Here is a 14,043-nt window from a genome sequence, read left to right as displayed (position 1 = left end):
TGGCCACCCAGACCCTGCCCGGCGGCTACACCCAGAGCGACGAGCAGGACACCACCGGCTCAGCCACCGCCCGCACCTACACCCGCACCAGCGACGGCACCGTTCTCGCCGCCGACACCGTCAGCGAGAACACCCACAGCCAGACCGTCGTCCACGGCGGCACCCCCGGCGTCACCGCCTCCCAGACCTACACCTACGACAACACCGGCCGCCTCACCCAGACCCAGGACACCGGCGCCGACGCCGTGTGCACCACCCGCACCTACACCTTCGACAAGAACAGCAACCGCAAGACCCTGGCCACCGCCACCGCGGACGTCGGCCTCGACTGCACCACCACCGGCGCCGTCACCACCACCAACAGCTACGACAGCGCCGACCGGCTGGTGAACACCGGTTACACCTACGACAACCTCGGCCGCACCACCGCCCTGCCCGGCACCACCCTCGCCTACTACGCCGACGACCTTGTCCAGCAGCAGACCGCCGGCACCCAGCGCCAGACCTGGACCCTCGACTCCAACCTCCGCTTCCGCGGCTGGACCACCGAGACCAACACCTCCGGCACCTGGACCACCACCGCCACCAAGACCAACCACTACGACTCCGACTCCGACAGCCCCCGCTGGATCACCGAAGACACCAGCGGCAGCCTCACCCGCAACATCGACGGCCCCGCAGGCGACCTCGCCGCCACCAGCAGCGCCACCGGCGCCACCGTCCTGCAACTCACCAACCTCCACGGCGACATCGCTCTCCAGCTCCCCCTGGACACCACCATCGCCCCGACCGTCCTGGACACCGACGAGTTCGGCAACCCCCGCCCCGGCCAACAGCCCACCCGCTACGGCTGGATCGGCGCCAAGACCCGCTCCACCGAAACCCCCACCGGCCTCGCCCTCATGGGCGCCCGCCTCTACAACCCCACCACTGGCCGCTTCCTGTCCACCGACCCCGTCCCCGGCGGCAGCGCCAACGCCTACGACTACTGCAATGCGGACCCCGTCAACTGCTACGACCTCAACGGGCAATGGCCGCACTGGCGCCGCTACCTGCGCCGTGTGCGCCATCGGGCCATCCACTACATGAGGCACCACCGCATGTTCCACATCGCTCATGTGGTCCTGTACCGCACCTATCACAATCACTACGTCAGGGCTTGCACGGTATGGGGCGGCAGCGCCGCAGGGCCGGTCATTGTGTACGGCTGGTGGGGTGGAGAATTCTCCGCAGGCCTGTCCGCACTCACTTTCGGCTTCGGTTGTGCGGGCGGAATGGCAGGCTACGCATGGAACTGAAACCAGAGGTGTCAGAAATGCGCTCCCCAGAGCACAAACCCGACCGACTCGGGCCCGTCATCGCTTCCATCGCGAGTGTGAGCAGCCTGTACGTGGCTCACTTGCTGGCACCCAAGCTGTCACTCGGCCTGCTGCTCATCCCCGGGATTCTCATGGGGACGGCCGTCGCGATAGCGATACACAAACTGGCGCGAAAGGGATAGCGGATTGAATTGAGCGCAGACCCGTGGCGCCGTTCGGCGACCATGGGGCGGAGGCCTCCGGCGGATTACCTGGCCGTCGGGGGCCGTACCCGCCTGCCAGGCCCGGGCGGACTTCTTTTCTCTGCGCTCCTGCGACTGTGCTGATCGCGGTGCGAGGGCCAGTACGGTCCTCGCCGTGCCTCCTGTTGTGCGGCCATCTGCCCGTAGGTCGGCCAGGCGCCACCAGCACCGCCGGTCACCAGTCCCTCAACTCACGGCGCCTGCTACGCCCAGGGGCGCCAGTGGGCAGCAACCACCGTGCCTGCAGGGCGAGTTCACCATGTAGATTTCCTGTCCCGGGACCCAGGCGAGCCAGAATGTGCGCCGCCCTTCTGTGAGTTCGTCTGTCATGTGTAGATATCCAAATGTATGTGGGGTGGTCTGCGTGAAGCGGCGTGTGCTGTGGGGTGCGGTCGTAGTGACGACCGCGGTGTCCGCGGGGGTGCTCGTCGTCCAGCCACGGGACTCGCCCGGCTCCGGACCGGACGCGAAGACGGCACAGGGGCCGGTCGTCACCCATGTGCGGTCGACCAAGCTGGGAGCCGACGGAGCCGGCGGTGTTTCCCTGCGCCGACCCGAGGTGCAGCCGTTCAGCATGCTGAGACTGTCGTGGGACGATCCACAGGCCCATGTCCGTGGTGCGGCGCAAGCCCGGGTCCGCACCGTGACGACGGGGAAGTGGTCTTCCTGGGTGACGCTGGACGCCGACGACGGCGGCGGGGAGGACGCCGCCCGCAAGGGAATGCGCGGCGCCACGGAGGCCGCCTGGTTCGGACCGTCGGACGGGGTAGAGATCAAGGTGGCCGCGGGCGGCGCGCTGCCCGGCGGGCTGCGACTGGACATGGTCGATCCCGGTGCTTCCACGCGCAAGGCAATGCAGGCGGCGGCCTACACCGTAGACGCGGAGAGTCCCGAGCCGAGCAACACCGATACCGTCGACTCCCCGACCCCTTCGGTGGCGGCATCCGAATCCGCGGTGACACCGCCCCCGACCCCGAGCGAGACATCGCTCACCCCCACAGCCACGCTCACGGAGACTTCCCCGTCGGCCAGTAGCCCACCTACCGCGCCGACACCGTCCACGTCGTCGGCGAGTGCGAGTGCGCCGAGCGGACCGGCTTCCACCGTGCCCCAACCCCCGGTGGTGAGCCGGGCGGCCTGGGGAGCGGACGAGTCCCTCAACAACGAGGCACCCGAGTACGGAACGACCATCAACGCCGTCTTCGTTCACCACACCGCCCAGACCAACACCTACTCCTGCGCCGACTCCGCGGCCATCGTGCGAGGCCTGCGCGCCCTGCACCTGAACCAGGGCTGGAAGGACATCGGCTACAACTTCGTCGTCGACAAGTGCGGCACGATCTTCGAAGGGCGCAAGGGCGGCATCGACCGGCCCGTCATCGGTGCACAGGCCGAGGGGTTCAACACCAACACCACGGGCATCGCCGTCATCGGCACGTTCACGAGCGAGGACGCCCCCCTCGCCGCGAAGACCGCCATCGCCCGGCTCGCGGCCTGGAAGCTCGGCCAGTACAAGAGGGATCCTCTGGGCAAGGTGACCCTGACGGCAGGGAAAGCCAACGGCAAGTTCGCACTCGGGCAGTCCGCCGTCTTCAACCGAATCTCCGGCCACCGTGACGCCTACGCCACCGAGTGCCCGGGTACCGCCCTGTACAACCAGTTGCCGACCTTGCGTACGTGGGCCGCCGGACCCGTCGCCGGACTCACGATCACGTCGCTCACCGGCGCAAGCCCATCGGGGAGCACCTACCTGACCAAGGGAGCGGTCACCGTCAACTGGGCCGCCACCACGCCTGCTTCCCTCATCACCACGTACGAGCTCCTCATCGACGGCAAGAGCGCCGCCACCAAGACCGGCAGTGCGAACTCCGCAGCCGTCACCCTCACCGCCGGCAGCCACACCGTTCAAGTCCGCGCGACCCATCAGTCCGGCAAGACCACCCTTACGCCGGCCATCACGGTGACAGCGGAAACCACCCCGCCGGTGTTCACCACCAAGCCCACGCTGTCCCTGCGTACCGGAACCGTGGACACCACCGCCGTGCCCGTCACCCTCACCTGGAAAGCCGGCGACAACGCGGCCCTGAAGGAGGTCCGCCTGACCACCCCCACGCCCAAGACCTACGGGCCCATCACGACCAGCGCCCAGCTGACCGCCAAGTCTGGCGCGGCCACCGCCTTCAGCCTCACCGCGCAAGACCAGGCGGGCAACACCGCCACCGCCACCGCGTCCGCCACCCCGGTGCTCCTCCAGGAAACGGCCGCCACAAAGACCGGCACCTGGACCAAGAAGTCGTCCAGCAGCTACCTCGGCGGCACCTCGCTGAGCAGTGCCACCAAGAACGCCTCGCTCAGTTGGACGTTCACCGGCCGCTCAGCGGCCTGGATCGTCTCGCGCGCGGCCACCTCGGGACAGGCCGTCGTCTACGTCGACGGAACCAAGACCGCCACCGTCGACCTGAAGTCGAGCACCACGGCCTACCGCAACGCCTCCTGGACCAAGAACTGGTCTGCCGCGGGCAAGCACACCATCAAGATCGTCGTCTCCGCGACCAGCGGACGTCCCACCGTCACCACCGACGGCATCGCCTACCTGCGGTAGAAGGGCGGTTGCCATTCGGCCATGCCGTCCATGACTACACCTTCGACGACTACCGCCTGGCCGGCCGTGCCACGGTCCGCATCCACACCGGCGAGGGCCGCGACACCCGCACCGACCTGTTCCAGGACCGCCGCGCCTACGTGTGGAACAACGACTACGACACTGCCACCCTGCGCAACGGCCGCGGCCGCCTCGTCGACGAGGACTCCTGGGGTGGACGCCACCACCGCGGCAGCATGCGCCGCTGACTGACCTCCCACGCCCCTTGCCGGTAACCGCTGAATACAGTGCCGGTGGAAGCGGGGAGTATCGCGGCTGCCGGCTGTGTGACCCGGGAGGTGTGCTGGGCCCAACCGCGGCGGCCCCTTCATCGCCGGTACGCGTCTACCTCTCCCACGCCGGCCTGGTGTCCTCGGCGAGCCCCCCGGAACCTGGACGCCACGGCCGAGGGGCGAATCCGGGAGGCGTTTTGACGCCGCCCCGGCACCGTCGCGCATCGCATGTCCCTGGCCCGCCGCGCGCACCGGCTCCTCCTCACGGAACCCGCCCCAGCACCGACAACGCATGACACGCTCTTGGCCGAAGTACCTTCCACGCCGACCTGGGCCGACGCGCCGTGGCTCTGGTACCGAGAGCGATCCAAGCCCGATTCAGTCGTCGCCGACTACGGTGCGTGTTCCAGGTCCAGTGCGCGCAGCGGACGCCAGCCACCGCGTGGAGGGTCGACGACTACTCCGTGACGCTGTTACGGCGGCGGCCGCCGTACGCGCGCGGCTCCCCGATGACTGCACAGTGCCTGCATTGCCGCTAAAATGAAGGCATGACCGCGATCACAATCCGGAATGTCCCAGACGACACAGTCAACGCCCTCAAGGTCCGCGCCGCGCAGGCGGGCAAGTCATTCCAGGCGTACGCCTTGGACCTTCTCGCCCGGGAAGCCGCTAAGCCCACCCTCGCAGAGATGGCCACGCGCCTGGAACGCGAAACCCGCACCGAGCTCCGAACGACCGACATCCTCGACGCCGTCGAGGACGGGCGGGACCGACGTTGATCGTCATTGACTGCTCCAGCCTTGTGCATTTCCTCCTCGACCACGGCAAGACTGGAACCGCGATCCGCGAGCGGGTGGGCCGCGCCGATACTCTCGCTGCGCCGGGCCTGCTGGACTACGAAATCACCGCGGCCGCCTTCGGGCTGGCCCGCGGCCGGCGAGGGGGCAAGCCGAAGATCACGGAGAAAGAGGCCCTGAAGGCGATCACCGACTACCAGGCTCTCGCTCTCGACCTGCACCCGACGCTGGTCCTGTGGCAGCGGGTACGCGAGCTGTCGAACAACCTCTCCGTCTACGACGCGCATTACGTGGCCCTCGCCGAGAGCTTCGGCGTTCCGTTGATCACCAGCGACGCCAGGATCGAGCGCAGCGGGGCAGCACGCTGCACGATCGAGACCTTCGAGGCATCCAGCACCTGACCCAGCAGTACCAACGCGCAAGGTGCCACTTCGGAGGTCTCGCTCAGGCGGGCTTGCTTGCTTCTGAAGCTGGTGCCGGGCAGCCGGCCGCCCGCACGGCAGCCCCGGCCGCGCGGCTGAAGCGGGCAAGGCCGTTGTCCGGGACAGCGGCGGCGCCGCGGCCACCACTCAGACACCGCGTCGACGCGAGGAGCGGGGTTGAGCACGACGATCACGGCCCAATGGAGGGCAAGGAATACCCGACCTCTGTTTGACTCCCCTACGGAATCGAGCCGCTGTGAGGAGAACCGATGAGCGCCTCCTCGGCGTTGGGAGCGTCCCCGCACCCATCAGCGACACTGCGCACGGCAGTCAAGTGGCCGGCTTCGGCCGCGCACCCGCGGCCGGGGTCCTGGTCCGGGTCCGGCAGATCGACGTCCGGCTCGAGGGACTGCGTAAGCCACGCCTGCGCACGGCTGGAGTTGGCGGCGCAGCTGCGCAGCCACGCGTCGACGAACACCTGCACATAGCCCGCTGGGTCGGCCGCGACGGCCGCGCTGTGCACGGCGGTCGGCTTGTCCGAGGGAGCAGCCGCGACGGTGGTCGGGCCGGACATGGCCGCGACGCCCAGCGCGAGGGTCCGGCCGCGATTGCGGTGAACAGGGCCAGGAGCGACAGGCGTATGCGTCGCCGCATTGTCTCCAGTCGGGCGCCTGCGGCCACCGGGACAGCCGCGTCGCTCCCCGAGACCTGCTTGCCAAGGGGCATGGTCAAACTCCCAGGTCATAACGTGTAGGTACCGACCTTGAGAAAACCCGCCAACCCCGACCCGACCACCGACCATGAGACCCCGACCGCGGTCATGATGGGGCCACAAAGCCCATGGTCGGCCCGACCATAGCCCCGACCATGGGCCCGGACTGCGACGGAACGGGGGGCCAGCCCAGCGAGCCCGTAGGCACAGAGGGGGGAGCCGACGAAGGATCGGGCCCGTGCCGGCTCCCGGAAGCAGGCCGCGAGAGGCCCCGTTGCGCACGACTGGGCCGAATGCGCACACCGCCGTCGACGGCGCACCTGTCCGCTGTGCGCAGCCGGTGCACATACCGAATGCGCAAGCCCCGAAACCGCTGCGCCGCCGACTGCGCAATGAGTGACGGTGCCGCTGTGAGCCGGCTGCGCATCCTTCGACCGGCACCGGGGACAGGCTCGTGGTCGGCCCAATCAGGCCAGCCCATGCGCAAGTAGCCGGATTGTGACCGGTGGTCGGGGACTGTGGCCGCCAGCGCGGTCGGGGGCGCCGGGTGAGCTGACGGTGCCGATCTCGCTCACGTCACCTCGGGAAGCGGCCCCAGCCACCTCGCTTCCGGGGCTCCGGCGGTCACGCGCCCACGCGCGAAGAACACGATGAGCTGCTTCGGGGCGGGGATCCGCGCGACCCGTCAGCGCACCACGAAGTGGCCCGTGCCGTCGCGGCATCGTCGAATCTTTGACGGACTGGTGATGGCACTGGGTAGGTGTGGACGCACTCGGCGAGGTTGGCCGCCCACCGGGCGTCCTGCGTCCGGCGACCCAGCTCCACCACCGCTCCATCAACAGGCGCCTCCACGCCTGGTACGCCCGCGATAACGAACAGCGCCGCCGGCGCGACGAACACCGTGAACGCGAACGCCTGCACGCCACCGAGCCGCAGGCTGCCTGGTCGTCTGCCATGCCTCCGCCATCGCCGCGGCCTGGGTACGGGCCACGGGAGCAGGTCCGTCCCAGGCGGCCGGAAGCGGGAAGCGGCCCAGCCGCAGATCCACCGAGCACCGACGCGGCAGAGTCTTCACCGCGGGCGTCCACTGATGCCTGCTGTCGACTCGGGATCACGCATATGCAGTAAGACATGCACTTGCTGGTTACCGCGCATATTGTTGTAGCTACAGTTGAGGCATGGCGAACAACGAAGATGGGCCCATGAGTGATGACGCGGTGCTGGACGGCGTAGGGCCCGCGTTCTCCCGGCTCAGACGAAGCTCCCCGGCTTCCGGTAAGGACCTTTCCCGCAACCTGGTGCTCAACGTCGTCGCGGAGCGTACAGGTGAGGCGACGGTGGGTGCGATCGCGCAAGAGCTCGGAATTGATCAGTCGGTCGCAAGCCGCATGGTGTCCGACTGCATCCACCAGGGATGTCTGCGGCGGGAGGCGTCCCAGCAGGACGGTCGGCGCACCGTACTGAAGCTGACTCCGGACGGCGAGGCACTGCGGGAGCACTTCGCCGCGGAACAGCGCCGGGCGTTCGAGGACATCACCCGCGGCTGGGCCGCGGACGAGCGGCTGCGGTTCGCCCGCATGCTCATCCAGTACGCCGAGGACGCGGCCGCCATGAGGAAGCGGGAGCGGCTCTGAGTCACCGCCGGGAGTCCGGTGGTCGCCCGGACCCGCGGCGCCCGGTCGGGTGAGCCCTCGTCGAGCATCACGGCAAGCGTGCCGGAGCCTGACGGTTCCGCCACGTCCGAGCCGATCTGCGGATCCTCTTCCCGTCGGGTCGCTCCCGCTGCCTGGGTGACACGTGGTCCGGGCATCGGCGCGGGCGCAGAAGCCCATCCGCCGGCGAGGCCGCGCCCCGCACGCCTGGCCGACCCGGATCAGACACTGGTGATCAGAACCAGGGACGCAGGCGATGGGGGGCCCGGCGGCGAAACGCCGTGCGCCGCATGGGCGCCTCCGGACGCTCCGGCCGGCATCGCCCGTGATCGTGCTCTCAAAGCAGCCGGGTCGGTCGACGACCTCCCCGGCCTCACCACCGTCCGCCGCGTCGGCAGGATGTTCGCCTCCCGTATGGCTGGTGCCGTGGGGAGGGGCGACCGCCCACGGGCCTGAGGAAGCAGACTGCCCATCTCCTGAGGAGCCGCGGTCCTGTCTCACTTGTCTTCGCTGCCCGGTGGAGAGCATCGCTCCATCGCGGAGGGGAAACGCGAAGGCGAACGGGCGGGAGCCGGTGCGCACGGTGCGGCGTTTCGGAGCGGCCCGCTCTCCCTCCGCCGCCCCCGGAGACGCACGAACTCCTCAGCCAAGGGTCGACACTCTACGCAGTTGCATGCAATGATGCATATGTGTGTCAGTGAACATGAATGTGTCGGTGACAGAGATTCGGTCGCCCAACGGCCCCAGGAGAACGAAGCAGCCATGACCACTACTGCCATCATCAACGCGCAGGTCTTCGACGGAGAGAAGGTGTTGAAGGCCACCACCGTCGTCTTCGACCGCACCGGGATCCTCGCGGTCGGTGGAGACGTGCCTTCCGAAGCGCAGATCGTCGACGCCCAGGGCGCCACACTGCTGCCCGGCCTGATCGACGCGCACGTCCACACCAACGAGGACTCCCTGGCCCTGGCACTGCGGTTCGGTGTGACCACCGAACTGGAGATGCAGGGCACGAATACCGCCGACAACCGCGCGCACATCACCGGCAACGACGCCATGGCCGATGTGCGATCCTCCGGGTTCGCCATCACGCCGCCCGGTGGCCACCCCAGCGAGCTGTTTCCCGAGGGCTTCCGACCCGGCCCGCCGCCCGGTGCGGACGCAGGCGCCAAGCCGGTCGGCTCGCCGCCGCTGATGCCGTTCTCCTCCACCCCTGAGCAGGCCGCCGGGTTCATCCCGCAGTTGATCGAACGCGGCTCGGACTACATCAAGTTCATGGTCGACGACGGGTCGGTCGAAGGCCACCCCGGCCTTCCGATGCTCGATCAGGCTACGTTGAACGCCGGCGTCGCCGAAGCCAAGAAGCACGGCATGCTCACCGTCGCCCACGCCCTCACCATCGACGCGACCAGGATGGCCGTCGAGGCCGGCATCGACGGCCTGGTGCACCTGTTCATGGACGGCCCTCACACCGAGGAGATCATCAGCCTGATCCGGGACGCCGACGTATTCGTCGTCCCCTGCGTCGTGCTGAACGCCTCAATGATGGGTATCACCGGCGACCGACTGGCCGACGACCCGCGCGTGGCCTCCCGCCTGGACGAGGCCTGGGACAAGACGCTGCGCAGCAGCTTCAACCACTACCCCCAGGGCAGGATCGCCGACGTGCTCGAGTCCGTGCGGGCACTGCACGACGCCGGCATCGACATCCTGGTCGGCACGGACACGTCGATGCCGATGCCGTTCCTGGGAGGCCTGGCCCACGGCGCGAGCGTCCACCACGAACTGCAGTACCTCGTCCAGGCAGGTCTGAGCCCGGTCCAGGCACTGCGCGCGGCCACCTCCACCACCGCCAGGCGCTTCGGCCTGTCCGACCGCGGCCGAATCGAAGCAGGACTGCGCGCCGACCTGCTCCTGGTCGACGGCGATCCCACCCTCGACATCACCGACACCCTGAACACCCGGGCCGTCTGGCGCCGCGGCACCCTGCTCGGGACCTGAACTCTCGCTAACACCCCGGGCCGCCGGGCCGGATCTCCCCGGGTCGTCCCGCTGGTGACCTGCAATGCCCGCAGAACGCCGACACCTGGATCGCAGGCCCCGGGCAGACCTGGTCGCCCGCGGTTACCCCACACTCCTCATCCGCGAAAGGCACTCTCGTGTCCGGCACCCGCATCGACGTGCACACCCACTACTTCGGCGGCAGCGTCAGCACCCTGCAGACCCGTCCCGGGACAGCCCCGATGCGATGGAACTCCCAGCAGGCCCTTGCCTTCATGGACCGTCAGGGCATAGCCGCCCAGCTGCTTTCCCTGCCGTTCACCCCCGTCGGGACGCCCTACGATCCCGACTTCGCCGTCCGGTTCTCCCGCACGGTGAACCGGGAATACGCCGATCTGGCCGACCACCACCCCGGCCGGTTCGGGGCCTTCGCCGCGCTACCGGGCGACTGCCCCGAGACCATGCTCGCCGAGATCGAGTACGCCCTGGACACTCTTGGCCTGGACGGGGTGATGCTCAGCTCCAACACCCGCGGCCATTACTTGGGCGCACCGTTCCTCGAGCCCGTTCTCGCCGAGCTCAACCGCCGCCGGACACCGGTGCTCATTCACCCCACCGGCAGCCCACACGTCACCGAACTGGCCCTGGGCCGGCCCCCCTCGGTCGTCGAGTTCCCCTTCGACACCGCCCGGAACATCACCAACGCCATCTACACCGGGGTCTTCCAGCGATATCCGGACCTGCGACTCATCCTCCCGCACTGCGGGGGTCCGCTACCGGCCCTGGGCCAACGCATCGCCGAACACACCATCGTGGCCATGGGGCCCGATGACGCCGACATCGGCCCCGACCACGTCGCTGCGGTCCTGCGAGGCCTGTACTACGACACCGCCATGGCCGGCACCCGCAACTGCCTGCTCCCGGCCCTGGAAGTCACCAGCAGCGACCGCATCCTGTTCGGTACCGACTGGCCCCCGGCCCCCGAATCCACCGTCACCCGCAACACCGCCAACCTCACCGGGTTCGGCTTCACCCCGGATGAGCTGTTCGGCATCGAACGCGGCAACGCTCTTCAGCTCTTTCCACGCCTGCGCTGAGCAAGACAGCGAGCCGCAGGCTGATGCAGGCACATCCGCCGCACCCCACCCGAGCCCGCAGCCCCATAGCACCGGCCTGCTTCGTCGGCGTGGTCCGGTCAGGACCAACGTCCAAGAAATCCAAGAAATGAGGACATTCACCATGCAAAATATCCGTTTCGCTCGTCCGAGTCGCAGATCCGCCCTGCTCGGTATCACTGCGGCGGTGGGCCTTTCCGTCACGGCCGTCACCCTGCCCGGGGTGGCCGGGGCCGCCGCACGTCACCAGGAGCGGCCGACGATCGTGCTGGAGCACGGGGCGTTCGCCGATGCCGCGAGCTGGGACGGCGTCGTCAAGCGACTGCAGCGCGCCGGCTACCCGGTGGTGGCCGCCGCCAACCCGCTGCGCGGCCCGGCGAACGACGCCGCTTACCTGCGCAGCGTCATCGGCCACATCGAGGGGCCCGTGGTCCTGGTCGGCCACTCCTACGGCGGCACCGTCCTCAGCCAGGCCGCGGCCGGGCTGGAGGACAAGGTCAAGGCGCTGGTCTACATCGCGGCGTTCCTGCCCGACACGGGCGAGAGCTCGCTCGGGCTGACGAACAAGTTCCCCGGCAGCACCCTCGGCCAGGCGATCGAATCGGTGAACTACACTCTGCCGGACGGCAGTCAGGGGGTCGACGTCTCCATCAGGCCGGACAAGTTCCACCAGCAGTTCGCCGCGGACGTGCCGGCCGACAAGGCCCGGCTCATGGCCGCGGGGCAGCGCCCGGTCGCCCTCGCGGCGCTGGAGGAGAAGTCCACGCAGGCTGCCTGGAAGACGATCCCCTCCTGGTCACTGGTCACCACCGAGGACCGCAACATCCCCGTGGCCGCCCAGCGGTTCATGTCGGCCCGGGCGCACGCACACACGACCGAGATCGACGCGTCACACGCGGTGTCCGTCTCGTGCCCCGACGCCGTGACCCGCATCGTTGAGAGGGCGGCCCGCACGGTCCGCTGACCGGCGCGCCCAGCCGCCCGCCTCACCCCGTTCCCGCCCCGCCATCTCCCATAACCCGTGACGTGACCGTCACCCACCACTGTCACCACCAGACGCACACAAACCGAAAGGCAGCAATCACCATGGCGTTCATCACCGTCGGCCAGGAGAACTCCACCGACATCGAGCTGTACTACGAGGACCACGGCACCGGGCAGCCGGTCGTGCTCATCCACGGCTACCCGCTCGACGGCCACTCCTGGGAAAAGCAGTCCGCCGCCCTGCTGAAGGCCGGCTACCGCGTCATCACCTACGACCGGCGCGGCTTCGGCCGCTCCAGCCAGCCCACCACCGGCTACGACTACGATACTTTCGCCGCCGACCTGGACACCGTCCTGGAAACCCTCGACCTCAACGACGCCGTCCTGGTCGGCTTCTCCATGGGCACCGGCGAAGTCGGCCGCTACCTGGGAACCCACGGCTCGGCCCGCATCGCCAAGGCCGCCTTCCTCGCCTCCCTCGAACCGTTCCTGCTCAAGACCGACGACAACCCCGGCGGCGTCGACGGCAACATCTTCGACGGCATCGAGCAGGCCGTCACCGCCGACCGCTACGCCTACTTCACCGCGTTCTACCAGGACTTCTACAACCTCGACGAGAACCTCGGCACCCGGATCAGCGAGGAAGCCGTCCGCAACAGCTGGAACGTCGCCGCCGGCGCCTCCGCGTACGCCTCCCTGGCCTGCGTGGCGACCTGGTCGACCGACTTCCGCGCGGACATCGCCAAGATCGACGTTCCCGCGCTGATCCTGCACGGCACCGCCGACCGCATCCTGCCCATCGAGGCCACCGGGGAACTCTTCCACCAGGCGCTCCCGCAGGCCGACTACGTCGTCATCGACGGCGCACCCCACGGTCTGCTGTGGACCCACGCCCAGGAAGTCACCGACGCCCTGCTCGCCTTCCTGGCCAAGTGACCGACGGGCGACCTCCGCGAGACGCCCGACCGCCCGGCCGGCCGCCTCGCCGGCGCTGAGTACCCGGCCAGGACCAGGGCCCCCTGCTTTCGGGCGGCACCGGCGCCGGCTCAGCTGGCGCATGATCAACGCGACGCAGAACAGCAAGGGCGGCACCGCCTTGAACAACTTCTACACCTACAACCGGATCGTCGAGAAGGACCGGTTCCTGGTATGGATCAAGTCGTAGGCGGCCACTTCCGGGAGCACAGCAGTGAGCGATCACGCGCACACCGACAGCGGACGCGTCCGCGTCGACTACCACCACTTCCTCGTCCACGACCCCGAAGGGTCTGTGACCGAGGAGGAGTTGGACGTCTCGCACAACGGCCTCATCGCCCTCAGCGATGGCCAGGCCGAGATCCACACCGGCATTCACAGCGGCTACGTGCAGGTCACCGTGGTGGCACACCGCGACGCGCCGGAAACCGCCCCCGGGCAGTGGGAGGAGATCGTGGAAGTGTCGCTCCACTCTCCGTCCGGGGAACTGCTGATCGGTGCGCTTGAGGACGAGATGGAACAAGAGCTGCCCCCGCTGGCGGCTTGCGGACCGGGTGACTACCGGCTGCGGGTACATGCCCGCGGCCGGGACACCGCCGTGGACCTGACCACGAAGAAGATCACCGAGCAGTAGAACTGGTCATCGACGCCCTGAATATGGCTGTGGCGACCCGCGGCGGCCACGTGGACGGGGTGATCTTCCATGCGGACAGGGGCTCGCAGTACACATCGGCCGCGTTCGCGCAGGTCTGCGACGGTTTCGGGATCCGCAGGAGTATGGGCCGGGTCGGCTCGAGCTACGACAACGCCCTCGCCGAGAGCTTCTGGCAGGGACTCAAGAGGGAGACGCGCCAGAGGCTGTTCTCCACGATGCGTCAGACGAGACTGGAGATCTTCCAGTGGCTCACGTACTACAACGTCCGCAGGCGCCACAGCGCCCTCAACTACCT

Annotated in this window: 11 protein-coding genes and 2 pseudogenes; 12 read left to right on the top strand and 1 reads right to left on the bottom strand. The window is 68.7% G+C overall.

Going from position 1 to position 14,043, the window contains the following annotated elements:
• The 5 genes and pseudogenes from ABZT03_RS40265 to ABZT03_RS40245 all read left to right on the top strand — a co-directional run.
• A partial coding sequence (locus ABZT03_RS40265; RefSeq protein WP_356048652.1) for an RHS repeat-associated core domain-containing protein occupies positions 1-1,298 on the top strand: 1,298 nt, incomplete at its 5' end.
• A 627-nt stretch (positions 1,299-1,925) separates the two neighbouring features.
• Entirely contained in the window at positions 1,926-4,163 is a 2,238-nt protein-coding gene (locus tag ABZT03_RS40260; RefSeq protein WP_356048650.1) for an N-acetylmuramoyl-L-alanine amidase, read from the top strand.
• Between the two features lie 35 nt (positions 4,164-4,198).
• Positions 4,199-4,411: pseudogene (locus ABZT03_RS40255) on the top strand (lamin tail domain-containing protein); the annotation flags it as partial.
• Between the two features lie 572 nt (positions 4,412-4,983).
• Entirely contained in the window at positions 4,984-5,214 is a 231-nt protein-coding gene (locus ABZT03_RS40250) for an antitoxin (protein ID WP_356048648.1), read from the top strand.
• Positions 5,211-5,633: a type II toxin-antitoxin system VapC family toxin gene (locus ABZT03_RS40245; RefSeq protein WP_356048646.1), complete on the top strand. Its 423-nt coding sequence runs from the start codon at positions 5,211-5,213 to the stop codon at positions 5,631-5,633. Before ABZT03_RS40250 ends, ABZT03_RS40245 begins: the two co-directional genes overlap by 4 nt.
• Before the next feature lie 259 nt (positions 5,634-5,892).
• Here the strand turns inward: ABZT03_RS40245 and ABZT03_RS40240 are convergent, their stop codons facing one another.
• A complete protein-coding gene (locus ABZT03_RS40240; RefSeq protein ID WP_356048644.1) occupies positions 5,893-6,228 on the bottom strand; it encodes a hypothetical protein in 336 nt (111 codons plus the stop codon).
• A gap of 1,340 nt (positions 6,229-7,568) precedes the next feature.
• On the opposite strand from ABZT03_RS40240, the gene ABZT03_RS40235 reads away from it, so the two are divergent.
• The 7 genes and pseudogenes from ABZT03_RS40235 to ABZT03_RS40205 form a co-directional block, all read left to right on the top strand.
• Positions 7,569-8,000, top strand: a complete 432-nt coding sequence (locus tag ABZT03_RS40235) for a MarR family winged helix-turn-helix transcriptional regulator (RefSeq protein ID WP_356048642.1) — start codon at positions 7,569-7,571, stop codon at positions 7,998-8,000.
• Between the two features lie 780 nt (positions 8,001-8,780).
• Complete coding sequence (locus ABZT03_RS40230) at positions 8,781-10,019, top strand: amidohydrolase family protein (protein WP_356048640.1); 1,239 nt, start codon at positions 8,781-8,783, stop codon at positions 10,017-10,019.
• 158 nt (positions 10,020-10,177) lie between these two features.
• Positions 10,178-11,116, top strand: coding sequence for an amidohydrolase family protein (locus ABZT03_RS40225; RefSeq protein ID WP_356048638.1), 939 nt, complete (start codon positions 10,178-10,180; stop codon positions 11,114-11,116).
• Between the two features lie 142 nt (positions 11,117-11,258).
• A complete protein-coding gene (locus ABZT03_RS40220) occupies positions 11,259-12,098 on the top strand; it encodes an alpha/beta hydrolase (protein WP_356048636.1) in 840 nt (279 codons plus the stop codon).
• Positions 12,099-12,220: 122 nt separating this feature from the next.
• Complete coding sequence (locus ABZT03_RS40215; RefSeq protein WP_356048634.1) at positions 12,221-13,054, top strand: alpha/beta hydrolase; 834 nt, start codon at positions 12,221-12,223, stop codon at positions 13,052-13,054.
• Between the two features lie 253 nt (positions 13,055-13,307).
• Positions 13,308-13,727: a hypothetical protein gene (locus ABZT03_RS40210; RefSeq protein WP_356048632.1), complete on the top strand. Its 420-nt coding sequence runs from the start codon at positions 13,308-13,310 to the stop codon at positions 13,725-13,727.
• Positions 13,727-14,043: pseudogene (locus ABZT03_RS40205) on the top strand (integrase core domain-containing protein); the annotation flags it as partial. The gene ABZT03_RS40210 and the pseudogene ABZT03_RS40205, both read left to right, overlap by 1 nt.

Source organism: Streptomyces sp. NPDC005574 (assembly GCF_040605435.1).
Taxonomy (GTDB): domain Bacteria; phylum Actinomycetota; class Actinomycetes; order Streptomycetales; family Streptomycetaceae; genus Streptomyces.
The sequence above is the reverse complement of the archived record's forward strand: the minus strand, read 5'-3'. Positions and strand labels throughout refer to the sequence as shown.

Coding starts and splice junctions, on each gene's coding strand:
- ABZT03_RS40250 (WP_356048648.1), top strand. CDS start 4,984: ATGACCGCGATCACAATCCGGAATGTCCCAGACGACACAGTCAACGCC.
- ABZT03_RS40240 (WP_356048644.1), bottom strand. CDS start 6,228: ATGTCCGGCCCGACCACCGTCGCGGCTGCTCCCTCGGACAAGCCGACC.
- ABZT03_RS40235 (WP_356048642.1), top strand. CDS start 7,569: ATGAGTGATGACGCGGTGCTGGACGGCGTAGGGCCCGCGTTCTCCCGG.
- ABZT03_RS40230 (WP_356048640.1), top strand. CDS start 8,781: ATGACCACTACTGCCATCATCAACGCGCAGGTCTTCGACGGAGAGAAG.
- ABZT03_RS40220 (WP_356048636.1), top strand. CDS start 11,259: ATGCAAAATATCCGTTTCGCTCGTCCGAGTCGCAGATCCGCCCTGCTC.
- ABZT03_RS40215 (WP_356048634.1), top strand. CDS start 12,221: ATGGCGTTCATCACCGTCGGCCAGGAGAACTCCACCGACATCGAGCTG.